This window comes from Curtobacterium oceanosedimentum (genome assembly GCF_040545555.1).
Taxonomy (GTDB): Bacteria; Actinomycetota; Actinomycetes; order Actinomycetales; family Microbacteriaceae; genus Curtobacterium.
On the sequence record NZ_JBEPMD010000003.1, the window covers coordinates 254,926 to 280,528 of the forward strand.

Consider the following 25,603-nt stretch of genomic DNA (forward strand, 5'->3'; position numbering starts at 1 on the left):
CTCCCGTCCGTCAGGTCGTCTGGTCGTTCCGGTCGTCGGGTCGTTCCCGTCGTCGGGTCAGAAGGCGGCGTCGACCGCGTCCTCGGAGCGCTCGTACCGGAACCGGTAGCCGGACTCGGTGAGCTTCCGAGGCGCCATCCGCTGGCTGGAGAGCAGCATCTCGTCCGCCGCCTCGCGGAGCAGCGTGCGCAGGGCGAAGGCCGGCAGGCTGAACAGGTAGGGGCGGTGCAGGTCGTCGGCGACACGGCGGGTGATGCGGTTCGACACCGCGGCCTCCGGTCCGGCCAGGTTGACGGGGCCGCGCACGTCGGCGGCGTCGGGGCTGGTCGCGAGGTGCACGATCGCGCCGACCTCGTCGTCGAGCGCGATCCACGGCCAGAACTGCCCGCCGGTGCCGAGCTTCCCGCCGAGCCCCGCCTTCGTGAGGGGGACGAGGGGTGCGAGCGCGCCGCCGCCCTGCCCGACCACGATGCCGGTGCGGAGCAGGACGACGCGGACGCCCTCGGGGGCGGCGGTCGCGGCGGCCTCCCACTTCGTGCAGACGTCGGCGAGGAAGCCCGTGCCCGCCTCGGCGTCGTCGTCGAGGACGTCCACGGGACGGTCGCCGTAGACGCCCGAGGCCGAACCGGACAGGAAGAGCGCCGGCGGGTTCGCAGCGTGGCGCATCGCCTCGACGAGGGTCTCGGTGGCCTGGACCCGCGAGTCGAGGATCTGCTGCTTGTAGGACGCGGTCCACGGCAGCCTGCCGATGTTCGCCCCGGCGAGGTTGATCACGACGTCCGCGCCGTCGAGCACCGCCGGGTCGAGCGGCCGGGTGCCGGGGGACCAGCGGAACGCGCTCGCGGTGCGGGGTTCGCTGCGGGTCAGCGTGGTGACGTGGTGTCCGGCCTCGCGCAGGGCACGGACGAGGGGGGTCCCGATGAAACCGGACGCACCGGCGACGAGGATCGAGAGCGGCTGGGTCGACATGGGGATCACGGTACTCAGCCGGCTTCGGGCTTCGCCGCGTGGTCCCGCCGCTCCGTGGACGTAGGCTCTCGGTGTGAGCGAGACCGTGCAGCCCGATCCCACCGTCCCCACCCCGGCCGTGCCGACTCCCTACGAGGACCTGTTGCGTCGGGTGCTCGAGGAGGGCACGCCGAAGGGCGACCGCACCGGCACCGGCACGCGCAGCATCTTCGGGGCGCAGCTCCGCTACGACCTGTCGCAGGGCTTCCCGCTGGTCACGACCAAGCGGGTGCACTTCAAGTCCGTGGCGTACGAGCTGCTCTGGTTCCTGCGCGGCGACGGCAACGCCCGCTGGCTGCAGGAGCACGGCGTGCGCATCTGGAACGAGTGGGCGGACGAGGACGGCGACCTCGGCCCGGTCTACGGCGTGCAGTGGCGCTCGTGGCCGACCCCGTCCGGCGAGCACGTCGACCAGATCGCCCAGGTCATCGAGCAGATCCGCACGAACCCGGACTCGCGTCGACTCATCGTGTCGGCGTGGAACGTCGCCGACGTGCCGGAGATGGCGCTCGCCCCGTGCCACGCCTTCTTCCAGTTCCACGTCGTCGACGGCAAGCTCTCGTGCCAGCTGTACCAGCGGAGCGCGGACATGTTCCTCGGTGTGCCGTTCAACATCGCCTCGTACGCGCTGCTCACCCACATGATCGCCGCGCAGACCGGGCTCGAGGTCGGCGACTTCGTGTGGACCGGCGGCGACTGCCACGTGTACGACAACCACGTCGAGCAGGTCCGCGAGCAGCTCTCCCGCACGGCGTACCCGTACCCGACGCTGGAGATCGCCCCGCGCGACTCGATCGACGACTACGTGTACGAGGACTTCACCGTCGTCGGGTACGAGCACCACCCCGCCATCAAGGCCGCGGTCGCCGTCTGATGGGCTGGACCGAGCCCGTCCGTGGCGTCGGCATGGTCTGGGCCCGCACGGCGTCCGGCGTCATCGGTGCCGACGGGGGCATCCCGTGGCACGTGCCCGAGGACCTCGCGCACTTCCGCCAGGTCACCGGTGACGGGGTCGTCGTGATGGGCCGGCGCACCTGGGACTCGCTGCCGCCGCGGTTCCGGCCGCTGCCCGGGCGGCGGAACGTCGTGCTGACGCGGGACGCCTCGTGGTCGGCCGAGGGCGCCGAGGTCGTGCACGACCTGGCGACCGCACTCGACACCGACGAACCCGTGTGGGTGATCGGCGGGGGAGCGGTGTACGCCGACGCGCTGCCGTTCGCCGACCGGGTCTCCGAGACGATCGTCGACCTCGAGGTCCCGGGCGACACCCGCGCGCCGGCGCTCGACGACGCGTGGGAGCTCGCCGACGAGGGCCCGTGGCAGGAGTCCCGCGTCGACGGCACCCGCTACCGCTTCCTGGAGTGGCGCCGCCGCGCGTAGCGCGCCGCGCCGCTCGCGGCGCCCGGCCCAGCCGGAGCGTCGAACCACGGAACCGACGTCGAACCAGCCGCTCACGCTGGTTCGACGTCGGGAACGTGGATCGACGCGGTGGACCGCCGCCGGTGCCGGGCGGGACCGGCCGCGACGGGGGCGAGCCGCGCCTCCCGACCGTCCGCGAGCCGCGCACCGTCCGACCGGACGGCGGCCCCGGCGCACATCCCCGGTACGCTGGTGCGCGTGTCCCCGCGTGAGAATCCCTTCGGTCAGGTCCTCGTCGCCCTCGTGACGCCGTTCACGGCCGACGGCGAGGTCGACTGGCCCGGCGTCGAGCAGCACATCGACGACTGCATCACCGCCGGCGCCGACGGCATCGTCGTCACCGGGACGACCGGCGAGACGAGCACGCTGACCGACCCCGAGAAGCTCCGGCTGGTCGAGGTCGGCAAGTCCGTCGCCGCGGGCCGCGCGAAGATCATCACGGGCGGCGGTTCGAACGAGACCGCGCACGCGATCCACCTCTACAAGCAGAGCGAGAAGGCCGGCGCCGACGGCGTGATGATCGTCACGCCGTACTACAACAAGCCGACGCAGTCGGGCGTCCTCACGCACTTCCGGATGATCGCCGACGCCACCGACCTGCCGGTGATCCTGTACGACATCCCGGGTCGCACCGGCATCCCGATCACGTACGAGACCATCGTGCGGGCGTCGCACCACCCGAACATCCTCGCCGTGAAGGACGCCAAGGGTGACTTCGCCGAGGTCTCCCGGGTGCTGAACAACACCGACCTCATGTACTTCTCCGGCGACGACACGAACGTGCTCCCGCACCTGTCGATCGGCGCGACCGGTCTGATCGGCGTCACCGCGAACATCACGAGCACGCCGTACCGCACGATCGTCGACGCCGTGAACCGCGGCGACCTGGCGACCGCGACCGCCGAGCACAAGCGCGTCGAACCGCTCGTCCGCGCGATCATGACGCACGTCCCCGGCACCGTCGCCGCGAAGTACGTCCTGCACGGGCTCGGCCGCATCGGGAGCCCGCGCGTCCGGCTGCCGCTCGTCGGCCCCGAGGACACCGAGGCCTACGCCATCGAGACCTCCCTCGAAGCGGTGCGGGACATCCCCGGCGCCGACTTCTCGAACTTCCGCCCCGACCGCAACGCGGCGGCCGGCGGCGCACTGCCGAAGGTGCCAGGCACCACACGTTAGGAAGACCGCGGCGCCGCAGCGCGTCGCACGACAGTCAGGACCGAATGCCCACCCAGCTCTCCACACCGCAGCCGCTCGAACCCGGCACCCTCCGCGTCATCCCCGTCGGGGGCCTCGGCGAGATCGGTCGCAACATGACCGTCTACGAGTTCGACGGCAAGCTGCTGATCGTCGACGCCGGCGTGCTCTTCCCCGAGGAGCACCAGCCGGGCGTCGACCTCATCCTCCCCGACTTCGGGCCGATCCGGGACCGCCTCGACGACGTCCTCGGTGTCGTGCTCACCCACGGGCACGAGGACCACATCGGCGCCGTCCCGTACCTGCTCAAGCTCAAGGGCGACATCCCCCTGATCGGCTCCACGCTGACCCTCGCGCTCGTCGAGGCGAAGCTCAAGGAGCACCGGATCAAGCCCTACACGCTCGTCGTGCAGGAGGACCAGACCGAGCAGCTCGGCCCGTTCCACCTCGAGTTCGTGGCCGTGAACCACTCGATCCCGGACGCCCTCGCCGTCGCGATCACCACCCCGGCCGGCCGCGTGCTGCACACGGGTGACTTCAAGATGGACCAGCTCCCGCTGGACGACCGCATCACCGACCTCCGCGCCTTCGCCCGTCTCGGCGAGCAGGGCGTCGACCTGTTCCTGCCGGACTCGACCAACGCCGACGTCCCCGGGTTCACCGCACCCGAGCGCGACATCGGACCGGTGCTCGAGAACGTCATCTCGCGCGCCCGCAAGAAGGTCGTCGTCGCGAGCTTCTCGTCGCACGTGCACCGCGTGCAGCAGGTCCTCGACGCCGCCGCCGCGACCAACCGCAAGGTCGCGTTCATGGGCCGGTCGATGATCCGCAACATGAACATCGCCGCCGAGCTCGGGTACCTCCGGGTGCCGGACGACGTGCTCATCGACACGAAGAAGGCGAAGAACGTCCCCGACGACCAGATCGTCTACATGTCGACGGGGTCGCAGGGCGAGCCGATGGCCGTGCTCGCGCGCATGGCGAACCTCGAGCACCAGATCGAGATCGGCGAGGGCGACACCGTCATCCTCGCGTCGAGCCTGATCCCGGGCAACGAGAACGCCGTCTACCGGGTCATCGACGGCCTGACGAAGCTCGGCGCCAAGGTCGTGCACAAGGGCAACGCGAAGGTGCACGTCTCCGGACACGCGTCCGCCGGCGAGCTCCTGTACTGCTACAACATCCTGCGTCCGCGGAACGTCCTGCCCGTGCACGGTGAGCACCGTCACCTGTACGCGAACGCCGACCTGGCGATCCAGACGGGCGTCCCGCCGCGCAACGTGATCCTCGGGCAGGACGGCATCGTCGTCGATCTCAAGGACGGCGTGGCCAGCGTCGCCGGCCAGCTCGACATCGGCTACGTCTACGTCGACGGGTCGACCGTCGGCGAGATCACCGACGCCGACCTCAAGGACCGCCGCGTCCTGGCGGAGGAGGGCTTCATCTCGATCTTCTGCGCCGTCGACTTCACGACCGGCCAGTGCGTGGTCGGCCCGGAGATCCAGTCCCGCGGCTTCGCCGAGGACGACTCGGTCTTCGACGACGTCCGCCCGCAGATCGCGAAGGCGCTCGCCGACGCGGCCGGCAACGGCACGCGCGACGCACACGCGTTCCAGCAGGTCGTCCGCCGCACCGTCGGCCGCTGGGTGAACACGAAGCACCGCCGCCGTCCGATGATCGTCCCGGTGGTCATCGAGGCGTAGGCACCCGCTCTGCACCCGGCCAGGAGGCTCGGCGCGCGTTCCCCGGGAACGCTCGCCGAGCCTCCTGGCCGTTGCCGTCGCGTCACGGTCCCGGGGACGGCGTCCGGTTCGTCCGGGCGGCCACCCTGCGTCATCCCTCAGGCTGATGCTCCCTCGGTATGTCAGCCAATACCGTCCGAGGGTGACCGTCCTGCGTCGCTGGGTGTGGCCCGGCCTGAAGTTCCTCGTGTTCGCCGCCATCGCGGTGTCGCTCGTGCGCCTCGCCTTCTTCGCGGCGCAGCCGGACGACACCGAGACGCTGCCGACGGCGCAGCTCGAGGACCCGACCGTCACCGTGCAGACGGGCGACGTCGTCAACGACGTCGAGGCGACCGGGACGATCGAGTCCGTCGCGTCGACGCCGGTGCGTTCGACCGCGGAGGGCACCGTCAACAAGGTGTTCGTGACGAACGGCACGCAGGTCCAGCAAGGAGCACCGATCATCGACCTGCGGGTCGAGACGCCCGCGACGGGGACGACCGAGGACGGTGAGCCGCTCCCCGCGACCGTGACCTTCGCGACCGTCGTCGCGTCGTCGTCCGGCACCGTCTCCGGACTCGACCTCGTGGCGAAGCAGCCCGTCGCGATCGGGGACACCGTCGCGCGCGTCGCCCCCGAGGCGTACCGCGTCACCGCCACCCTCAAGGCAGCGCAGCTCTACCGGTTGACGTCGCGTCCGTCGGAGGCGACGGTGACGATCACCGACGGGCCGGCGCCGTTCACCTGCACGAACCTCTCGCTCAGCTCCGCGGCGGCCGCGGGCAGCACCGCGACACCGGGCGCCGAGGGCACGGAGGACGCCCAGGCGACGGGCGGTGGCGCGACGCAGCTGCGGTGCGACGTCCCGGGCGACGTCACCGTGTTCCCCGGGCTCGAGGTCACGGTCGCCGTGTCCGCCGGGTCGGCCGAGGGCGTGCTCACCCTGCCGACCACCGCCGTGCAGGGGACCGCCCAGCGCGGCGTCGTCACCGTGGTCGACGACGAGGGGAAGCGCTCCGAGCGCCAGGTCACCCTCGGGCTCAACGACGGCGAGACCGTCGAGGTCAGGGACGGACTGACGGAGGGCGACACGGTCCTGCAGTTCGTCCCCGGCAAGGAGGCGAAGCCCGACGAGGAGTCCACCGAGGACGGGACGGTGACGGGCGGATGAGCCTCGTGCACGTCCGCGACCTGCGGAAGTCCGTCGTCCTGCCGGACGGCTCGACGCTCGAGATCCTCCGCGGTGTCGACCTGGACGTCGCGGCGGACAGCCGTGTGGCGATCGTCGGCCGCTCGGGGTCGGGCAAGTCGACGCTCCTCAACGTCCTCGGCCTGCTCGACACCCCGACCGACGGGCTGCACGAGTTCGACGGGCAGGACGTCGGACGCGCCGGGTCCGTCCGACGCGATCGCGTGCGCGGCGCGGACGTCGGGTTCGTCTTCCAGCAGTTCAACCTGCTCCAGGGCCGTACCGCGGTCGAGAACGTCGAGGTCCCGTTGCTCTACGCGACCGGCCGGGCGTTCTGGTCGCGCCGACGCCTGGCCCTCGAGATGCTCGACCGGGTCGGCCTGGCGGACCGCGCCGACACGCAGCCGCACCGGCTCTCCGGCGGCGAGCAGCAGCGGGTCGCCATCGCCCGGGCGCTCGTCCGGGCTCCCCGGCTCATCCTGGCCGACGAGCCGACCGGAGCGCTCGACGTCGACACCGGACGGGTGGTCATGGAGCTGCTCGAGACCGTCGCGGCCGAGACGGGCGCGGCACTCGTCACCATCACGCACGACGCAGCGGTCGCGGCGCGGGCGGACGTCGTGCACCGCATCGACCACGGACTCGTGGTCGACGACGTGCACGTCGCGACCGGGGCGGTGGCGGCGTGAACCGGCTGCTCACCACGGTCGTCGGGACCGTCGTCGAGTCCTGGCAGGAGCTCCGCGTGCACCGGGGCAGGGTCGTGCTCAGCCTGATCGGGGTCACCATCGCGGTGGCGTCGCTCGCGGTCGTCGTCGGCTTCGGGGCACTCGCCGAACGGGTCACGGCAGCCTTCAACGAGCAGTACGGCGGGCGACCGGCGACGTACCAGGTCACCGGGAAGTCCTCCGCTGCCTCCTCCGCCGCCTCCTCCGCTGGGGACGGCACCGGGGCAGCAGCGGCCGCGGACGCCGACGCCCTCGACCGGGAGCTCCGCGCCGGGGCCGAGCGCTACCACGTCCGCTTCGCGACCGAGGCCTCCTGGACCCAGCGTCCGGTGCAGTTCCCGGACGGGGTCACCCTGGCGCAGGGCGTCACGGTCGACCCCGCGTACGCCGAGATGCACCGCGTGCGCGTCGACGACGGCTCCTGGTTCACCGAGGACGACCGGGACCGCCTCGCGCCGGCGCTCGTCGTCAACCAGGCGTTCCTGGACCGACTGGGCAGCCCGGACGTCGTCACGCACCCGGTCGTGCGCCTGCCGGGGACGCCCGACGTCACCGCCGTCGTGATCGGCCGGTACGTGTCGTCGGAGTACGACACCGAGCCGATGTTCTACCAGCTCGCGGACTCCGTCGCGACGGCGAACGCGGTGGCCTCGCCCGACGACGGCTCGCAGCGGCTCTTCGAGGTCTGGGTGCCCGAGCACGACGGCAAGGCGGTGGCGGCGCGCATCGCCTCGGACGCGGAGCGGGCGCTCGGTCCCGGGTGGACGGTCGACGCGACCCGGTCCGACGCGGCCGGTTCGGTCGACGGTGATCCCCTCGGCGCGTTGCGCTGGGTGATCGCGGGGGTCGCGGTCCTGGTCCTGGTGCTCGGTGGGCTCGGGCTCCTCAACGTGTCGCTCGTGAGCGTCCGGCAGCGGATCCGTGAGATCGGCATCCGTCGCGGCGTCGGTGCCACCGCCGGGCGGATCTTCGTGGCCGTGCTGCTCGAGAACGTGCTCGGCACGCTCGTCGCCGGTGGTGTCGGGGTGATGGTCGGCGCGGCGGTGCTCGGCAACGGGACGGTCCGTGGCCTGATCACGAACGGGGTCGACGTCGGGGGAGCACCCTTCCCGGTGGAGGCGGCGCTGATCGGGGTCGGCTCGGCGTTGCTGGTCGGGGCGCTCGCCGGGTTCCTGCCCGCGATCGTGGCGGTGCGGGTCAAGGTCATCGACGCGATCCGGTACTGACCGCGCGGGGCGTCCGGTCGGGGCGCGCACCTGCCCGGCGTCCGCCACGGGTCGGGTGCGCGCGCGTGGGGCGTCGGGTCGCGGCGGGGCATCCACGGAATGTCCCGAGCGGGGATTAGGCTCCGTCGCATGGCCGGAGGCACCAAGTCGACCACGCGCTCGCGCGCGTCCACGTCGTCCCGCGGGAGCGGGTCGCGCGGAACGTCGCGCACGCAGGCGACGACGAAGAAGCTGCCGCAGGCCGCACCCACCCCGGTGTTCCGCGAGCAGAACCCCGTCGTGACCGCCTGGCTCGCGATGGCACACGGCGTCGGCGCGCTCTTCCGCCTGCTCGGCAAGGAGACCCTCGCCAAGGACGAACGACGCGACGGCTTCCCGTTCCTGCTGTTCGTGCTCGCGCTCGCGGGCGGGGTCGTCGAGTGGCTCAACCCCACGAACCCGCTGTCCGTCACGCTCGACGCCTACACGTTCGGCGGGCTCTTCGGGCGGCTGGCGGTCGCGCTGCCCGTCATCATGATCGTCTTCGCGGGGTGGCTGTTCCGGCACCCCGCATCGGTGCACGACAACACCCGGATCGGCATCGGTCTCGGCCTGATGCTGGTGTCCATCGCATCGCTCTGCCACGTGTTCGGCGGGCAGCCGAGCGCGTCCGACGGCATGGTCGCTCTCGCCGCCGCGGGCGGTGTGCTCGGCTGGGTCGTGATCAGCTGGTTGGTCGCGGTCGCCACCGTGTGGGTGGCGGTGCCGGTCGCGGTCGTGCTGCTCGTGCTGTCGCTCTTCATCATCACGAAGACGCCGCCGAACAAGACCGGTCGTCGCCTGCACGAGCTGTACGCGTACCTGTTCGGTGCGCCGGCTCCCGCGGCCGAGGACGACACCGTCACCGAGTCCGACGCGGCCCCGGCCGCGCCACGAGCGCGCACGTCGAAGCGGCGCACGAAGGACCAGACCGACTTCCCGCTCTTCGAGGACCTCGGGTTCGAGGACGAACGGCGCGCCGACGGCGGGGACGACCCCGCGAGCACCGTCCCCTGGTGGCGACGGAACAAGTCCGGTCGCGAGGAGGACCCGGCGTACGACAGCCCGGTCCTGCCGGCGTCGGCGACACAGGCCGCGCCGCCCGCTCCTCCTGCCGGTGCCGTCCCCGCCCAGGGGCCGAACGCGGGCGCCGCTGCCGGCCTCGTGGACCACACGCCCGCGGTACCCGCCTCGGTCAACCTGAACGACTCGGTCGAGCACGACGCCGTGCACGGCGAGCAGCAGGTCGAGCAGGACCTCGCCGTCGCCGAGCAGGCCCTCCGCGACTTCGGCACCCCGGTGCCCGAGCAGCCCGCGGCGGTCGCCCGACCTGATGCCGGAGTCTCCCCGGTGGTCTCGCCGACCGCGCCCGAGCCCGAGGCGGCCGACGACGGCCTGCCCGCCGCCACCGCCGCCGCCGACGAGGACCCGGCGGCCCCGTACCGCCTGCCCGCGGCGACCACGCTCAGCGCCGGCACCCCCTCGGTCGCCAGGAGCCAGGCGAACGACGACATCGTCGCGGCGATCACCGGCGTGCTCACCGAGTTCAAGGTGGACGCCAAGGTCACGGGCTTCTCCCGCGGGCCGACGGTCACGCGCTACGAGATCGAGCTCGGCCCCGGCGTGAAGGTCGAGCGCGTCACCGCGCTGTCGAAGAACCTGTCGTACGCGGTCGCCTCGAACGAGGTCCGCATCCTGTCCCCGATCCCCGGCAAGAGCGCCATCGGCGTCGAGATCCCGAACACGGACCGCGAGATCGTCTCCCTCGGTGACGTCCTGCGCTCCGGCGCCGCCACCAAGTCGAAGCACCCGATGACCATCGGCGTCGGCAAGGACGTCGAGGGCGGGTTCGTCGTCGCCAACCTGGCGAAGATGCCCCACCTGCTCGTCGCGGGGTCCACGGGCTCCGGCAAGTCGGTGTTCATCAACTCGATGATCACGTCCCTGCTCATGCGCGCGAAGCCGTCCGAGGTCCGCATGGTCCTCGTCGACCCGAAGCGCGTCGAACTGTCGATCTACGCCGGGGTCCCGCACCTCATCACGCCCATCATCACGAACCCCAAGAAGGCCGCCGAGGCGCTGCAGTGGGTCGTGAAGGAGATGGACATGCGGTACGACGACCTGGCGTCCTTCGGGTTCCGGCACGTCGACGACTTCAACAAGGCCGTCCAGAACGACGAGATCGTGCTGCCCGCCGGCAGCGAGCGGAAGCTCAAGCCGTACCCGTACCTGCTGGTCGTCGTGGACGAGCTCGCGGACCTCATGCTCGTCGCCCCCCGCGACGTCGAGGAGTCGATCGTCCGCATCACCCAGCTCGCCCGTGCCGCCGGCATCCACCTCGTGCTCGCCACGCAGCGCCCGTCGGTCGACGTCATCACCGGTCTCATCAAGGCGAACGTCCCGTCGCGCGTCGCCTTCGCGGTGACGAGCGTCACCGACTCGCGGGTCATCCTCGACCAGCCGGGCGCGGACAAGCTCATCGGGCAGGGCGACGGGCTCTTCCTGCCGATGGGCTCGTCCAAGGCCGTCCGCGTGCAGGGCGCCTGGGTGCAGGAGAGCGAGGTCGCCGAGGTCGTCGCGCACGTCACGCGGCAGGCCCGGCCCGAGTACCGGCAGGACGTCCAGGCGGTGGTCGAGCGCAAGGAGATCGACGCCGACATCGGCGACGACCTCGAGCTGCTCCTCGCCGCCGTCGAGCAGGTCGTCTCGACCCAGTTCGGCTCGACGTCGATGCTGCAGCGCAAGCTCCGCGTCGGCTTCGCGAAGGCGGGTCGCCTGATGGACCTCATGGAGTCGCGCGACATCGTCGGGCCGTCCGAGGGCTCGAAGGCGCGCGACGTGCTCGTCACGCCCGACCAGCTCCCCGGGGTGCTCGCGAAGCTCCGCGGCGAGGAGCCGCCGGCCGCCGAGGCGCCGTCGGCACGGCAGGGAGGCGCCACACCCGTCGACGGGGCCGGCACCGGTCCGTCCGCCGTCGGCTCCGGGGCCCCTGCCGCGCCCGGCGCGTCGGGCCCGGGTGGACAGGACGACGACCGCTACGGCTCGGACCCGGTGGCGGACATGACCCGCGGGTACCCTGAGGTCGAGGACGACGGCCCGGACGAGGACGCATGGGGACTGACGGGCAGGGAGTGAGCGACATGACGAGCTCGGAGACCACACACGGCGCCCGGTTCCCGTGGCGCGGACGGCTGATCCGCAAGGGCGAGGGGCCGGCGTCGACCGCCAACGTGGCGAACGTCATCACCGTGGTGCGCATCCTCATGGCGCCGCTGTTCTTCGTGATGCTGCTCGCCGACGGCGGTCAGGACACGTCGCTGCGCGTCTGGGCGGCCGTCGTGTTCGTCGTCGCGATCGTGACGGACAGCGCGGACGGCATCATCGCCCGACGCCAGAACCTGGTGACGGACTTCGGCAAGCTCGTCGACCCGATCGCCGACAAGGTCCTGATCGGCGGCGCCCTCGTCGCGCTGTCGCTCCTGGGCGAGCTGCCGTGGATCGTCACCGTGCTGATCATGGTGCGGGAGATCGGCATCACCGTCTTCCGCTTCGCCGTGCTGTCCGACCGGGTGATCCCGGCCAGCCGTGGCGGCAAGATCAAGACCGTGCTGCAGGCCGTCGCGATCACCCTCGCGCTCTTCCCGTGGTGGAACGTCGTCGGTGACCTCGCGCACTGGGTGAACGGCATCCTGATGACCGCCGCGCTCCTGGCGACCCTGCTCAGCGGTGCGGACTACCTGTGGCAGGCATGGAAGCACAACCGCAGCGCGGCGTGAGCACCGCCGACGGTCCCGCGCAGTCGGACTCGGCGGCGGATCTCGCTCGCCGCGTCGTGGCGGCCCTCACCTCCCGCGGGGAGACCGTCGCGGTCGCCGAGTCCCTGACGGGCGGGCTCGTGGTGTCGGCGCTCATCGGCGTCCCCGGCGCGAGCGCGGTCGTCCGGGGCGGGGTCGTCGCGTACGCCACGCCCGTCAAGGCGTCGGTGCTCGGCGTCGACGTGGACCTGCTGGCCACCAACGGCGCGGTCGACCCGGAGGTGGCCCGACAGATGGCCTCGGGGGTCCGGACCGCGCTGGCGGTCGACGGCGTCCCCGCGACGTGGGGGATCAGCACGACCGGGGTCGCCGGACCGGACCCGCAGGACGGCAAGCCGGTCGGCACCGTCTTCGTCGGCATCGCATCCGCGGAACGCAGTGTCGCGGCAGAGTTGCACCTCGACGGAGACCGGGCAGCAATCCGGTCCGCGACCGTCTCCGAACTCCTGGCACGGATGACGACCGAGGTCGACAGCGGGGAATAGGTCCTGTTGCCACTGGGTTACATCCCACGCAATCTCCAGCAGAGCGGCAGCCGACGTGGTTAGCATGCTGCGAACGGCAACGCTACTGTTGCTGAACCCGACCCCGGTCACCCGGACCAGGCGGGCGCGGAGACGACAGGAAGGAGGAGTCCACATGGTTCTCGTTCGTCAGGAGATCGGCGACGTGCTTCGGGACTTCCGCTTGCAGAAGGGCCGGACCCTCCGTCAGGTCGCATCCAAGGCCAGTGTCGCGCTCGGGTACCTCAGCGAGGTCGAGCGCGGTCAGAAGGAAGCGAGTTCCGAGATCCTCGCCTCGGTCGCGGACGCACTGGACACCCCGATCTCGACCATCATGCGCGAGGTGGGCGACCGTCTCGCAGTCGTCGAGGGACTCACCCCGGTCCCCGACACGCTGCCCGACGACCTCGTCGCCGAGTTCGACAACGACCTCGCGGTGCGCTGACGCACCACCTATTGAACGCCCTCGCCGGACTCCCGGCGGGGGCGTTCGTCGTTACGCTGGTCCGATGCGCGTGAGTGAGTTCTGGCGAGCCGTCGACCAGGTGTTCGGCGAGGCCTACGGGGCCGTCGTGTCCCGCGACGTCGTGCTCGAGGAGCTCGGAGGGCGCTCGGCGGCCGATGCGCTCGACGCCGGTGTCGACGCCAGGCGGGTGTGGGAGGCCCTCTGCGACTCGCAGGACGTCCCGCTCGACAAGCGGCACGGCAAGGGCTTGGCGGAACCGCGCGACTGAGCCGTCCATCCGAAACTGTGTTCGGCGTGTTGCTCGAACGCGTGTTCGATCGGTGCTAGGTTCCTGCACAACGGCGCTGACCCGGACCCTCGTCCACAGATCGCGCGGCTGCAGGCAGTGATGTCGGTGGCCCGCCCTAGGTTCGAGGGCATCGGGAACAGCCCGAAGCCTTGTCGCCGAACACCAGCCCTGCACCACCGGCTGGGGTGGACGCGACAGCCTACAGGCGGCCGACACCGAGCACGAAGGAGCACCCCCATGCCATCACCCGCAGACCGCGAGAAGGCCCTCGAGACCGCACTCGCCCAGATCGACCGGCAGTTCGGCAAGGGGACGGTCATGCGCCTCGGCTCGGACGAGCGCGCACCGGTCGCCACCATCCCGACCGGGTCCGTCGCGCTCGACGTCGCGCTCGGCATCGGTGGCCTCCCGCGCGGCCGCATCATCGAGATCTACGGGCCGGAGTCGTCGGGTAAGACGACCCTGACGCTGCACGCCATCGCCAACGCCCAGCGCGCCGGTGGCATCGCGGCCTTCATCGACGCGGAGCACGCGCTCGACCCCGAGTACGCGAAGAAGCTCGGTGTCGACATCGACGCCCTGCTCGTCTCGCAGCCCGACACCGGTGAGCAGGCGCTCGAGATCGCCGACATGCTCGTCCGGTCGGGTTCGATCGACCTGATCGTCGTCGACTCGGTCGCCGCCCTGGTGCCCCGCGCCGAGATCGAGGGCGAGATGGGCGATTCGCACGTGGGTCTCCAGGCCCGCCTCATGTCCCAGGCCCTGCGCAAGCTCGCCGGTGGTCTGAACCAGACGCAGACCACGATGATCTTCATCAACCAGCTGCGAGAGAAGATCGGTGTCTTCTTCGGAAGCCCGGAGACGACCGCCGGTGGTAAGGCGCTCAAGTTCTACGCGTCGGTCCGCCTCGACATCCGCCGCATCGAGACGCTGAAGAGCGGGACCGACGCCGTCGGCAACCGCACCCGCGTCAAGGTCGTCAAGAACAAGATGGCTCCGCCCTTCAAGCAGGCCGAGTTCGACATCCTGTACGGCACGGGCATCTCGCGCGAGGGCTCGCTGCTCGACTTCGGTGTCGACCACGGCATCGTGAAGAAGTCAGGTGCCTGGTACACCTACGACGGTGACCAGCTCGGGCAGGGCAAGGAGAACTCGCGGTCCTTCCTGATCCAGAACGCGGACATCGCAGCCGAGATCGAGGGCAAGATCCTCGCCAAGCTCGGCGTGGGTGGCGCCAAGGCCGATGCTCCGGTCGAGTCGATCGCGCCGAAGCTGGCGGAGCGCAAGGGCGCGTGACCGGCGCAGACGACCACGACGAGGGCCTCGCTCCGGTCACCGACCTGTTCGGAGCGCGGTCCCGTCGTGGTCGACGCACGACGCCGGTCGACCTGGAGCCGGTCGACCTGGAGCCGGTCGACTCGGGGCCGGTCGACCCGGCGCCCGTCGGCCCGGAGCCGGTTGGATCGCACCCGACGTCCGAGCGCGCAGGCGCGGGGGACGTCCACCGGCCGTCCGACGACGACTGGGCACCCGACTCGATGCTGCTCGGCGACGACGAGCGGCGCTTCGCACCCGTGCTGAGCCGCGTGCGGTCGGGCGACGACACCGACGCCGACGCCGATGACGGGAACGTGGCCGAGGCAGCGACGGACGCGCGCGACGAGGACGGTGCGACCGTGCCGTCGGCGATCCCCTTCCGTGGGCAGCAGCCCGAGGCCGAGTGGGTGTCCCCGGTGGTCGGCGACGGTTCGGGCCGGAGTGCACGGGCCGAGCAGCACGGGTACGACGACGACACCGCGGACGCTGCGACCGCATCCGTGTTCGCCATAGCGAGCGGCGACGAGATCGACCCGGCCGACGCCCCGCGACCCCTCGACGAGCAGCGTGCCGACGCCGAGCGCGTCAGCATGCGGGCGCTCGGTCGCAAGGGGGTCAGCGAGTCGGAGATGCGCGAGCTGCTGACGAAGCAGGACCTCGACGGCGACGTGGTCGAGCACGAGGTCGCGCGCCTGGTGCGGGTGGGCCTGCTCGACGACGTGGCCCTCGCGACCGACCTGGTCGACCGACTGCACGAACGCAAGGGCCTCGGGCGTCAGGGCGTCGTCGCCGAGCTGCGCCGACGCGGCATCGACCAGGCAGCGATCGACGCGGCGCTCGACGCAGCGGCGGACGACGCCGACGACGAGTTCGTCCGGGCGAACGAGCTCGCCGAGAAGCGCGCACGCCAGCTCCGTGGTCTCGACCGTGTCACCGCGGAACGGCGGCTCAGCGGGTTCCTGATGCGGAAGGGCTACGGCGCGGGAGTCGTCCGCGTCGCCGTGGAGCGGGCACTCGACGGTCCGCCGCGCCGCTCACCGTCGGGCGGCGGTACCGTCCGCTTCGAGTAGCGGCACCGGGCCCGAGCCGTCAGGTCCGGCATGCCGATCCGTGTCCGGTACGGGCCGCCTCGACGGGCCCGAGGTCGACCTACACTGGAACGATCATGGCCACCGTCGAAGCCCGCCCCAGAACCTACGAGGTCCGCACCCACGGGTGCCAGATGAACGTCCACGACTCGGAGCGCCTGAGCGGGTCGTTGCAGGCCGCCGGGTACGTCGCGGCGGACGACGGTCAGGCGGACGTGGTCGTCATCAACACCTGCGCCGTGCGCGAGAACGCGGACAACCGGTTGTACGGCAACCTCGGGCAGCTCGCCGGCATCAAGCGCGAGCACCCCGGCATGCAGATCGCGGTCGGTGGGTGCCTGGCGCAGAAGGACAAGAACGTCATCCTCGAGAAGGCGCCGTGGGTCGACGTCGTCTTCGGGACGCACAACATGGGGTCGCTGCCGACCCTGCTCGAGCGGGCGCGGCACAACGACGAGGCGCAGATCGAGATCCTCGAGGCGCTCGACGTGTTTCCGTCGACGCTGCCGACCAAGCGCGACTCGACGCACAGCGGCTGGGTGTCGATCTCCGTCGGGTGCAACAACACGTGCACGTTCTGCATCGTCCCGTCCCTCCGCGGCAAGGAGAAGGACCGCCGCCCGGGCGACGTGCTCGCCGAGATCCAGGCGCTGGTCGACGACGGCGCGATCGAGGTCACGCTGCTCGGGCAGAACGTCAACTCCTACGGCGTCGAGTTCGGCGACCGTCAGGCGTTCGGCAAGCTGCTCCGCGCAACCGGGCAGATCGACGGACTCGAGCGGGTGCGGTTCACGAGCCCGCACCCGGCCGCCTTCACCGACGACGTCATCGACGCCATGGCCGAGACGCCGAACGTGATGCCGCAGCTGCACATGCCGCTGCAGTCCGGGTCGGACCGCGTCCTCAAGGCGATGCGGCGGAGCTACCGGAGCGAGCGGTTCCTCGGCATCCTCGACCGTGTGCGGGCGAAGATCCCGCACGCCGCGATCTCGACCGACATCATCGTGGGGTTCCCCGGCGAGACCGACGAGGACTTCGAGGACACCCTGCGCGTCGTCGAGCAGTCGCGGTTCGCCTCGGCCTTCACGTTCCAGTACTCGATCCGGCCGGGCACGCCCGCGGCGACGATGCCCGACCAGCTGCCGAAGGAGGTCGTGCAGGAGCGCTACGACCGGCTCATCGCGCTGCAGGACCGCATCACGGCCGAGGAGCATGCGAAGCAGATGGGTCGGAGCGTCGAGGTCCTCGTCGCGACGGGCGAGGGCAAGAAGGACGAGACCACCCACCGTCTGTCCGGCCGCGCCGAGGACTCGCGCCTCGTGCACTTCGCCGTGCCGGACGGGTCAGAGGTCCCGCGTCCCGGCGACGTCGTGACCGTCGAGGTCACCCGGGCCGCGCCACACTTCCTCATCGCCGACAACGAGGGACCCCTGCGGATCCGCCGCACCCGCGCCGGCGACGCCTGGGACCGGGCACAGGCCGAGAGCTGCGGCGTGCCCACCCCGTCCGCTCCCGGCGCGGGGCCGCGACCGGTCTCGCTGGGCCTGCCGAGCCTCCGTGTCGGACGCTGACGCGGCGGCCACGGCGGTCGGACGGAGCCAGGATGGAACCCCCGACCTGATCGCGGTCGTCGGCGCGACCGGCACCGGCAAGTCCGAGGTCGCGCTGACCGTCGCCGAACGGCTGCGGGCGAGTGGGCGGCCCGCCGAGGTCGTGAACGCCGACGCCATGCAGCTCTACCGCGGCATGGACATCGGGACCGCGAAGCTCCCGCTCGAGGACCGGCGGGGCATCCCGCACCACCAGCTCGACGTCCTCACGGTCACCGACGAGGCGAGCGTCGCGGCGTACCAGCGCGACGCACGCGCGGACGTCGAGCGGATCACGGCGGACGGCGGCACCGCAGTGCTCGTCGGGGGCAGCGGGCTCTACGTGTCCGCCGTCCTGTTCGACCTCGCGTTCCCCGGCACCGATCCGGAGCTCCGCGCCGAGCTCGAGCGCGAACACGCCGAGCACGGACCGAACGCGCTCCTCGCGCGCCTGCGCGCCCTGGACCCGGTCGCGGCGGCCGACGTCGACGCTCGCAACCCCCGCCGTCTGATCCGAGCCGTGGAGATCGCGAGCCGGTCCGAGGTCGTGACCCCGCGCCTCCCGTCCGCGCCCCGCGCATGGCGACCCGCTCGGGTGCTGCACCTGCACCGCGAGCGCAGCGGATTGGTCGCGTCGCTGCACGAGCGCGCCGAGCGCATGTTCCGCGACGGGCTCGTCGACGAGGTGGAGGCGCTCCGGGCGGACGGCCTCGAGGACGGTCGCACCGCGCGCGCCGCGATCGGGTACTCGCAGGCGCTCGACGTGCTGCACGGTCGCGCCACGACGGCCGAGGCGGTCGAGGCGACGGCGGTCGCGACGCGCAAGTACGCCAGGCGGCAGGTGTCCTGGTTCAAGCGGTACGACGCCGAGGTCGTCGACGTCAGCGGCTCCGACGTCGCGGGGCTGCAGGCGGTGGCCCGTAGGATCGTGCCGTGACCGAGCTGCACTTCACGAAGGGCCAGGGGACGGGCAACGACTTCGTCCTGTTCGCCGACCCGGACGCCACGGTCGACCTGACCCCCGAGCGCATCCGCGCCATCGCCGACCGACGCTTCGGTGTCGGGGCCGACGGGGTCATCCGGGCCGTGCGCTCGGACGCGATCCCCGAGGGCCGCGCCCTGGTCGCCGTCGAGCCGGCCGCGACGTGGTTCATGGACTACCACAACGCCGACGGCTCGGTCGCGGAGATGTGCGGGAACGGCATCCGCGTGTTCGCCCGGTACCTGACCGAGTCCGGACTCGTCGACCTCGCTCCGGGCGAGACGCTCACGGTCGGGAGCCGCAAGGGGCTCGTCGACGTGCAGCGCACCACGAACGGCTTCTCCGCGGACCTCGGGCGCTGGGGGCTCGGCATCGAGGGCGGCGGAGCGAACGACGTGACCGTGCGGGCGAAGGAGCTCGACGGCGCACGACCCGGACTCGGCATCGACGTCGGCAACCCGCACGTCGTCGTGGCGGTGGCGACGGAGGACGAGCTCGCCGAGGTCGACCTGACGTACGTCCCCGTGCTCGACCCGGCTCCGGCGGCGGGCGCGAACGTCGAGTTCGTGCTGCCGGGTGACCCGCTCGTCAAGGACGGCGTGGGGGAGATCACCATGCGCGTGCACGAGCGGGGGAGCGGCGAGACGCTGTCCTGCGGCACCGGTGCGGTCGCTGCGGCGCTCGCGACGCGGTACTGGGCGGGACCCTCGGCGCCGGACACCTGGCGGGTGCGGGTGCCGGGCGGGGTCGTCACGGTCCGGATGTTCGCGGCAGAGGACGGCGAGCACGTCGCCCTGGCCGGGCCGGCGGAACTCGTGTTCTCGGGAGACCTGACGGTCTGACGCAGTCGCGCAGTCGCGCAGTCGCGCAGTCGCGTGGCCGTGCAACTGCGCGGCCGTGCAATCGCGCAGACGCTCAGTGCGCCGCCCTACTCGGCGGTCCGGTGCACCCGGATCACGCGGAACCCCTTGTCCGTCGACGCCCGCGCGACCTGGAAGCCGTCACCGAGCGCGCCGCCGAGCCACCGCTGCAGGGAGTCCCCGCCGAGGTCCTTCGACACCACCAGCCAGGCGTGCCCACCGACCTCGAGCCGGGGCAGCCAGGTCAGCAGGATCGCGTGCAGTTCGTCCTTGCCCACACGGATGGGCGGGTTCGACCAGATCGTCCGGAAGCGCAGGTCCGCGGGGACGTCGTCCGGCAGTCCGACCGTGACGTTCGACACCCCGGCAGCGGTGGCGTTGCCTCGCGCCAGGTCGAGGACGCGCTCGTTGACGTCCACACCCCAGACCTGGGCATCCGGTGACTCGAGCGCCATCGTGATGGCGATCGGCCCCCACCCGCAGCCGACGTCGAGCAGCGCGCCCTCGGACGCGGGGGGCGGCACCGAGCCGAGCAGCACCCTCGTGCCGCGGTCGACGCCGTCCGGGCTGAAGACCCCGGCCGCCGTGGACAGCGTGAGCGGCCGCCCGGCGAGCGTGACGTGCACCTGGCGCTCACGGATCTCCGACGACGGGTTCGCGGAGAAGTAGTGCTCGTTCGCCATGGAAGAACCGTACCGGGCACCCCGTGTGTCCCGGGCGTGGCGGCGGTACCCTGTGGAGAAGATGACGGAAACCACCATGAACGACGGACGATCCGACGACAGCGCCGAGGGTGTCGTGGAGCGCGTCCTCCGCAATGCCGAGACCCGGGCCACGTCGGCGATCTTCGCTCCGGCCCAGGCCATCCAGACACGATCGGTCGACGAGCACGGCTGGTCCGGTGACGGCGACCAGTACGAGCGCGAGGACCGCGCCGCCCTGCGCCGGGTCACCGGCCTCTCCACCGAGCTCGAGGACGTCACCGAGGTCGAGTACCGGCAGCTCCGGCTCGAGCGGGTCGTCCTGATCGGCGTCTACCCGCAGGGTGACGCCCAGGACGCCGAGAACTCCCTGCGCGAGCTCGCCGCCCTGGCCGAGACCGCGGGTGCGGTGGTCCTCGACGGACTGCTGCAGCGCCGACCCAACCCGGACCCGGCGACCTACCTCGGCAAGGGCAAGGCCGAGGAGCTCGCGATGGTCGTCAAGGCGACCGGCGCCGACACGGTCGTCGCGGACACCGAGCTCGCCCCCTCGCAGCGCCGTGCGCTCGAGGACGTCGTGAAGGTGAAGGTGATCGACCGCACCGCGGTGATCCTCGACATCTTCAGCCAGCACGCGACCACCCGCGAGGGCAAGGCCCAGGTCGAGCTCGCGCAGCTGCAGTACCTGCTGCCGCGTCTGCGTGGTTGGGGTGAGTCGATGTCCCGCCAGGCCGGTGGTCAGGTCTCCGGTGGCGCCGGCATGGGCTCGCGCGGACCCGGTGAGACCAAGATCGAGCTCGACCGTCGTCGCATCAACACGCGGATGTCGAAGCTCCGGCGGCAGATCGCCGGCTTCCGACCTGCCCGCGAGGCCAAGCGTGCCGACCGACACCGCAACGAGGTGCCCAGCGTCGCCATCGCCGGGTACACGAACGCCGGCAAGTCCTCGCTGCTGAACCGTCTGACGAGCGCGGGCGTCCTGGTGCAGAACCAGCTGTTCGCGACCCTCGACGCCACCGTCCGCCGCACCGAGAGCAGCGCCGGCCGGGAGTTCACGTTCGTCGACACGGTCGGCTTCGTGCGCAACCTGCCGCACCAGCTGGTCGAAGCGTTCCGCTCGACCCTCGAGGAGGTCGGCGAGGCCGACGTCATCGTGCACGTGGTGGACGGGTCGCACCCCGACCCGGCCGCGCAGCTCGCGACGGTCCGCGACGTGATGGGCGACGTCGGTGCACGCGACATCCCCGAGGTCGTCGCGTTCAACAAGGCGGACCTGATCGACGAGGCACAGCGACTCGTCCTGGTCGGGCTCGTCCCGGACGCGGTGTTCGTGTCCGCCCGGACGGGCGAGGGCGTCCCGGAGCTCCTCGCCGTGATCGAGGCCCGACTGCCCGAGCCGGACGTCGAGCTCACCGTGGTGATCCCGTACGACCGCGGCGACCTGGTGTCGTCGCTGCACGACGCCGGCGCGGTCGAGACGACCGACTACGTCGAGGACGGCACCCGCCTGCGGGTGCGCGTCTTCCAGCGCCAGGTCGCGGAGCTCGACCCGTACGTGGTCGCGCCGGTCGCGACCGCCTAGTCCCCGGACCCCCACCGGGACGGACGGGAGGCGCGGCGCCGGCTGGCACCGCGCCTCCCGTCCGTCGTCGGCCGCGTCCCGACGCCGGGTTCGCCCCCGGCACGAGACCAAGCAGCCCGCGCCACGGAGTTCCGTGGCGCGGGCTGCTTGGTGTCGTGCGGTTGCCGACGCGTCAGACGGAGCGGAGCACCGCGACGACCTTGCCGAGCACGGTGGCCGCGTCGCCGAGGATCGGCTCGAAGGCGGTGTTGCGCGGGAGCAGCCACGTGTGGCCGTCGCGCTGACGGAAGACCTTGACGGTCGCCTCCTCGTCGAGCATCGCGGCGACGATGTCCCCGTTGTCCGCGGTCTGCTGCGAGCGGACGACCACCCAGTCGCCGTCGCAGATCGCCGCGTCGATCATCGATTCTCCGACGACCTTGAGCATGAAGAGGTCGCCCGTGCCGACCAGCTGTCGGGGGAGCGGGACGATCTCGTCGACGTGCTGCTCGGCCGTGATCGGGACACCGGCGGCGATGCGTCCGACGAGGGGGACGAGGGTCGTGGCGTCGACGTCCGGGGTGTCGACGTCGGGCGTCGGCTCGTCGACGAGCACCTCGAGAGCGCGGGGGCGGTTCGGGTCACGCCGGATCCAGCCGCCGAGCTCGAGCTGGCCGAGCTGGTGGGAGACGCTCGAGAGCGAGGAGAGGCCGGCGGCGTCGCCGATCTCCCGCATGCTCGGCGGGTAGCCCCGGCTGGCGATCGACGCACGGATCGCGTCGAGGATCGCCTGCTGCTTCGCCGTCAACGGCTTCTGGACCCGCAGTTCGTCCGCCACGTCGTCTCGCCCTTCGTCGGTGCCGGGCGGTCGAGCAGGAATGTCGGTGGTCCCCGCTTGACTCGTCCCAGTCGATCGAAACAGTATCCGACCGCACGAGGCCGGACAAACACCTGTTCGAGCGTGTCGGCAAGAAACCCCCCACGAATCCGTTCCTGGGACTTGTGCGGGGTCGCATTCGAAACTATGTTCGGTACACGACTTCGGTTCCTCCGAACGGGAAGGCAAGAACGACATGAGCACCATCGCCATCGCTGACCAGCGCACCGCGACGCCCGCCGTCCGTACGCGCCTGCGCATCACGCGTCGTGGCCGCATCGTCCTGACGACCGTCGCGGCCCTCCCGGTCTTCCTGGTCGTCGCCCTCTCCGTGCTGAACGGCGGACAGGCCTCGGCCGGTGACTCCTCCCGCGCCGGAGCCCCCGTGCACTTCGAGACCGTCACGGTGCAGCCGGGTGAGACCCTGTGGCAGCTGGCGGAGGAGACCGCCCCGCAGGCCGACCCGCGCGACTTCGTGCAGGACGTCGTGAGCCTCAACGCGCTCGACGGCTCGACGCTCCAGGCCGGCGAGCAGATCGCGATCCCGGCCAAGTACACCGTGGGCGACTGACCGGATCGGCGCTCGCCTGACCACCGTCCGGACGGCCGGTCGTCGCCCGGTGGCCGCGGCCTACGATGGATCGGTGGACACCACGCTCGAAGACCTCCCGATCCGTGACGACCTCCGCGGGCAGAGCCCGTACGGCGCTCCGCAGAAGCACGTGCGCGTGCAGCTCAACGTCAACGAGAACACGCATCCCGTGCCCGAGGACGTCGCCGAGGACATCGTCGCCTCGATCCGGCAGGCCCTGACGACCGTGAACCGCTATCCCGATCGTGAGTTCACCGAGCTCCGCGAGTCCCTCGCCGGCTACCTGAACGGCGGGCTCTCCGCTGATCAGCAGCTCACCCCTGCGAACCTGTGGGCGGCGAACGGGTCGAACGAGGTCCTGCAGCAGCTGCTCCAGGCCTTCGGCGGCGCGGGCCGCTCGGTGCTCGGGTTCCCGCCCACGTACTCGATGCACTCGATCCTCGCGTCCGGCACCGGCACGCGCTGGATCCCCGCGCAGCGTGACGACGAGTTCCGCATCATGCCGGAGACCGTCGTCGCGGCGATCGCCGAGCACCGGCCCGACATCGTCTTCCTGTGCGGGCCGAACAACCCGACCGGCACCCCGCTCGACATCGAGACGATCCGCGCCGCGTACGACGCCACCGACGGCGTCGTGATGGTGGACGAGGCCTACGCCGAGTTCATGCCCACCGATGCCCCGAGTGCGATCACGCTGCTGCCCGGCCGTCCACGGCTCGTGGTCTCGCGCACCATGAGCAAGGCCTTCGCCTTCGCCGGGGCCCGCGTCGGCTACCTGGCTGCCGACCCCGCGGTGGTCGACGCCCTGCGGTTGGTGCGCCTGCCGTACCACCTGTCGGCGCTGACGCAGGCGGCGGCCGTCGCCGCGCTCCGGCACGCTCCCGCGATGCTCGCGATGGTCGACGACATCAAGCAGCAGCGCGACCGCATGGTGACCGAGCTGCAGGCGATGGGGTACCGCACGTACGAGACGTGGTCCAACTTCGTGCTGTTCGGCGGGGTGGCGGACCCGCACGCCGCGTTCGAGGCCCTGCTCGACCAGGACGTCATCGTCCGCGACCTCGGGATCCCGAACCACCTGCGGGTGAGCGCGGGGACGGCGGAGGAGACCACCGCGTTCCTCGACGCCATGCGCCGCGTGGCCGCCGACCAGCCGCCGGTTAGGGTTGACGCATGACCGCCCGCACCGCCTCGATCAGCCGGAGCACGAGCGAGTCGAGCATCGAGCTCTCGCTCGACCTGGACGGCACCGGTTCGTCCGACGTCTCGACGAGCGTGCCCTTCTTCGACCACATGCTGACGGCCTTCAGCAAGCACTCGCTCATCGACCTGCGCGTGCGCTCGACGGGCGACACCGACATCGACGTGCACCACACCGTCGAGGACACCGGCATCGTGCTCGGTCAGGCGCTGAAGCAGGCCCTCGGCGACCGCGCCGGCATCGGTCGCTACGGCGATGCGCTCGTGCCGCTCGACGAAGCCCTGGCACAGGCCGTGGTGGACGTCTCCGGTCGTCCGTACCTCGTGCACTCCGGCGAGCCCGAGGGCTTCGCGTTCCACCGCATCGGCGGACACTTCACCGGCTCGATGGTCCGGCACGTGTTCGAGGCGATCACGTTCAACGCCGGCATCACCGTGCACGTCCGCGTGCTCGGTGGCCGTGACCCGCACCACATCGCCGAGGCCGAGTTCAAGGCCTTCGCCCGTGCGATGCGCCGCGCCGTCGAGCTCGACCCCCGGGTCGACGGCATTCCGTCCACGAAGGGGAAGCTGTGACCGCGAAGCCGAACGTCGTCGTCCTCGACTACGGATCGGGCAACGTCCACTCCGCGGCGAAGGCACTCGAGCGCGCCGGTGCCGAGGTCACGCTGACCGCCGACAAGCAGGCCGCGCTCCGTGCGGACGGTCTGCTCGTGCCGGGCGTCGGCGCCTTCGCCGCCGTCGTCGACCAGCTCGAGGGTGTGCGCGGCGGCGAGATCGTCGACCAGCGCCTGGCCGGCGGTCGACCGGTGCTCGGCATCTGCGTCGGCATGCAGGTCATGTTCGCGCGGGGCGTCGAGCGCGGCGCCGACGTCGAGGGGCTCGGCCAGTGGCCGGGCACCGTCGAGGAGATCCAGGCCGAGGTCCTGCCGCACATGGGTTGGAACACGGTCGAGGCGCCCGCGGACTCCGTGCTCTTCGACGGGCTGCACGACGAACGGTTCTACTTCGTCCACTCGTACGGCGTGACCGACTTCCCGCTCGACGCCTACGGTCCGTTCCGGGCACCGCGCCTGACCTGGGCCGAGCACGGGCAGCGGTTCGTCGCCGCGGTCGAGAACGGTCCGCTGACGGCCACGCAGTTCCACCCGGAGAAGTCGGGGGAGCCGGGGATCCGGCTGCTCCGCAACTGGGTCGACTCGCTCTGAACCGGCCGTCCACCGGGCGCACGCTCGCCCGACGGACGCGAGCCGCGCCTCC

General features: G+C 71.6%; 25 protein-coding genes. 22 read left to right on the forward strand and 3 right to left on the reverse strand.

Features of this window, described 5'->3' with window-relative positions:
• Positions 1-57 precede the first annotated feature (57 nt).
• Positions 58-969 (reverse strand): TIGR01777 family oxidoreductase, encoded by a 912-nt coding sequence (locus ABIC52_RS04940; protein WP_354026765.1) that lies wholly within the window; start codon positions 967-969, stop codon positions 58-60.
• Between the two features lie 73 nt (positions 970-1,042).
• On the opposite strand from ABIC52_RS04940, the gene ABIC52_RS04945 reads away from it, so the two are divergent.
• From ABIC52_RS04945 to dapF, 17 genes are all read left to right on the forward strand, one after another.
• The gene (locus tag ABIC52_RS04945) at positions 1,043-1,882 is read left to right on the forward strand and encodes a thymidylate synthase (protein WP_354026766.1); all 840 of its coding nucleotides are present in this window, start codon (positions 1,043-1,045) and stop codon (positions 1,880-1,882) included.
• Entirely contained in the window at positions 1,882-2,388 is a 507-nt protein-coding gene (locus ABIC52_RS04950; protein ID WP_250366610.1) for a dihydrofolate reductase, read from the forward strand. The genes ABIC52_RS04945 and ABIC52_RS04950 overlap by 1 nt, the downstream gene beginning before the upstream one ends.
• Positions 2,389-2,625: 237 nt before the next feature.
• Positions 2,626-3,603, forward strand: a complete 978-nt coding sequence (gene dapA / locus ABIC52_RS04955; RefSeq protein WP_209678003.1) for a 4-hydroxy-tetrahydrodipicolinate synthase — start codon at positions 2,626-2,628, stop codon at positions 3,601-3,603.
• Positions 3,604-3,647: 44 nt separating this feature from the next.
• Positions 3,648-5,324, forward strand: coding sequence for a ribonuclease J (locus tag ABIC52_RS04960; protein WP_126890298.1), 1,677 nt, complete (start codon positions 3,648-3,650; stop codon positions 5,322-5,324).
• A 181-nt stretch (positions 5,325-5,505) separates the two neighbouring features.
• The gene (locus tag ABIC52_RS04965) at positions 5,506-6,513 is read left to right on the forward strand and encodes an efflux RND transporter periplasmic adaptor subunit (protein WP_354026767.1); all 1,008 of its coding nucleotides are present in this window, start codon (positions 5,506-5,508) and stop codon (positions 6,511-6,513) included.
• A complete protein-coding gene (locus ABIC52_RS04970) occupies positions 6,510-7,220 on the forward strand; it encodes an ABC transporter ATP-binding protein (protein ID WP_354026768.1) in 711 nt (236 codons plus the stop codon). Before ABIC52_RS04965 ends, ABIC52_RS04970 begins: the two co-directional genes overlap by 4 nt.
• Positions 7,217-8,485, forward strand: coding sequence for an ABC transporter permease (locus ABIC52_RS04975; protein ID WP_354026769.1), 1,269 nt, complete (start codon positions 7,217-7,219; stop codon positions 8,483-8,485). The genes ABIC52_RS04970 and ABIC52_RS04975 overlap by 4 nt, the downstream gene beginning before the upstream one ends.
• Positions 8,486-8,614: 129 nt before the next feature.
• Positions 8,615-11,638: a DNA translocase FtsK gene (locus tag ABIC52_RS04980; RefSeq protein ID WP_354026770.1), complete on the forward strand. Its 3,024-nt coding sequence runs from the start codon at positions 8,615-8,617 to the stop codon at positions 11,636-11,638.
• Positions 11,639-11,643: 5 nt separating this feature from the next.
• Positions 11,644-12,279 (forward strand): CDP-diacylglycerol--glycerol-3-phosphate 3-phosphatidyltransferase, encoded by a 636-nt coding sequence (gene pgsA / locus ABIC52_RS04985; protein WP_354026771.1) that lies wholly within the window; start codon positions 11,644-11,646, stop codon positions 12,277-12,279.
• Positions 12,276-12,803, forward strand: a complete 528-nt coding sequence (locus ABIC52_RS04990) for a CinA family protein (protein WP_238638056.1) — start codon at positions 12,276-12,278, stop codon at positions 12,801-12,803. Before pgsA ends, ABIC52_RS04990 begins: the two co-directional genes overlap by 4 nt.
• A gap of 154 nt (positions 12,804-12,957) precedes the next feature.
• The gene (locus ABIC52_RS04995; RefSeq protein WP_058742950.1) at positions 12,958-13,266 is read left to right on the forward strand and encodes a helix-turn-helix domain-containing protein; all 309 of its coding nucleotides are present in this window, start codon (positions 12,958-12,960) and stop codon (positions 13,264-13,266) included.
• 64 nt (positions 13,267-13,330) lie between these two features.
• On the forward strand, positions 13,331-13,555 hold the full coding sequence (locus ABIC52_RS05000) for a DUF3046 domain-containing protein (protein WP_126890305.1): 225 nt from the start codon (positions 13,331-13,333) through the stop codon (positions 13,553-13,555).
• 258 nt (positions 13,556-13,813) lie between these two features.
• Positions 13,814-14,872, forward strand: coding sequence for a recombinase RecA (recA, locus tag ABIC52_RS05005; protein WP_066653287.1), 1,059 nt, complete (start codon positions 13,814-13,816; stop codon positions 14,870-14,872).
• Positions 14,869-15,963, forward strand: a complete 1,095-nt coding sequence (locus ABIC52_RS05010) for a regulatory protein RecX (protein ID WP_354026772.1) — start codon at positions 14,869-14,871, stop codon at positions 15,961-15,963. The genes recA and ABIC52_RS05010 overlap by 4 nt, the downstream gene beginning before the upstream one ends.
• Positions 15,964-16,058: 95 nt before the next feature.
• Positions 16,059-17,552, forward strand: coding sequence for a tRNA (N6-isopentenyl adenosine(37)-C2)-methylthiotransferase MiaB (gene miaB / locus ABIC52_RS05015; RefSeq protein ID WP_354026773.1), 1,494 nt, complete (start codon positions 16,059-16,061; stop codon positions 17,550-17,552).
• A complete protein-coding gene (miaA, locus tag ABIC52_RS05020; protein ID WP_354026774.1) occupies positions 17,539-18,507 on the forward strand; it encodes a tRNA (adenosine(37)-N6)-dimethylallyltransferase MiaA in 969 nt (322 codons plus the stop codon). Before miaB ends, miaA begins: the two co-directional genes overlap by 14 nt.
• Positions 18,504-19,394 (forward strand): diaminopimelate epimerase, encoded by an 891-nt coding sequence (gene dapF, locus ABIC52_RS05025; protein WP_126890309.1) that lies wholly within the window; start codon positions 18,504-18,506, stop codon positions 19,392-19,394. The genes miaA and dapF overlap by 4 nt, the downstream gene beginning before the upstream one ends.
• Positions 19,395-19,480: 86 nt before the next feature.
• On the opposite strand, the gene ABIC52_RS05030 is transcribed toward dapF, so the two are convergent.
• The gene (locus ABIC52_RS05030) at positions 19,481-20,095 is read right to left on the reverse strand and encodes a class I SAM-dependent methyltransferase (protein WP_354026775.1); all 615 of its coding nucleotides are present in this window, start codon (positions 20,093-20,095) and stop codon (positions 19,481-19,483) included.
• Positions 20,096-20,156: 61 nt separating this feature from the next.
• Between ABIC52_RS05030 and hflX the strand changes: the two genes are divergently transcribed.
• Complete coding sequence (hflX, locus tag ABIC52_RS05035) at positions 20,157-21,695, forward strand: GTPase HflX (protein WP_354026776.1); 1,539 nt, start codon at positions 20,157-20,159, stop codon at positions 21,693-21,695.
• A 172-nt stretch (positions 21,696-21,867) separates the two neighbouring features.
• On the opposite strand, the gene lexA is transcribed toward hflX, so the two are convergent.
• A complete protein-coding gene (lexA, locus tag ABIC52_RS05040; RefSeq protein WP_126890312.1) occupies positions 21,868-22,512 on the reverse strand; it encodes a transcriptional repressor LexA in 645 nt (214 codons plus the stop codon).
• Between the two features lie 235 nt (positions 22,513-22,747).
• Here lexA and ABIC52_RS05045 point away from each other — a divergent pair, with 235 nt between their 5' ends.
• The 4 genes from ABIC52_RS05045 to hisH all read left to right on the forward strand — a co-directional run bounded on the left by ABIC52_RS05045 (position 22,748) and on the right by hisH (position 25,551).
• Positions 22,748-23,122 carry a LysM peptidoglycan-binding domain-containing protein gene (locus ABIC52_RS05045; RefSeq protein WP_354026777.1) on the forward strand — a complete coding sequence of 125 codons (375 nt, stop codon included), beginning with the start codon at positions 22,748-22,750 and terminating at the stop codon, positions 23,120-23,122.
• Positions 23,123-23,195: 73 nt separating this feature from the next.
• Positions 23,196-24,320, forward strand: coding sequence for a histidinol-phosphate transaminase (locus ABIC52_RS05050; RefSeq protein ID WP_354026778.1), 1,125 nt, complete (start codon positions 23,196-23,198; stop codon positions 24,318-24,320).
• The gene (hisB, locus tag ABIC52_RS05055; protein WP_126890315.1) at positions 24,317-24,919 is read left to right on the forward strand and encodes an imidazoleglycerol-phosphate dehydratase HisB; all 603 of its coding nucleotides are present in this window, start codon (positions 24,317-24,319) and stop codon (positions 24,917-24,919) included. Before ABIC52_RS05050 ends, hisB begins: the two co-directional genes overlap by 4 nt.
• Entirely contained in the window at positions 24,916-25,551 is a 636-nt protein-coding gene (hisH, locus tag ABIC52_RS05060; protein ID WP_354026779.1) for an imidazole glycerol phosphate synthase subunit HisH, read from the forward strand. Before hisB ends, hisH begins: the two co-directional genes overlap by 4 nt.
• Positions 25,552-25,603 lie beyond the last annotated feature (52 nt).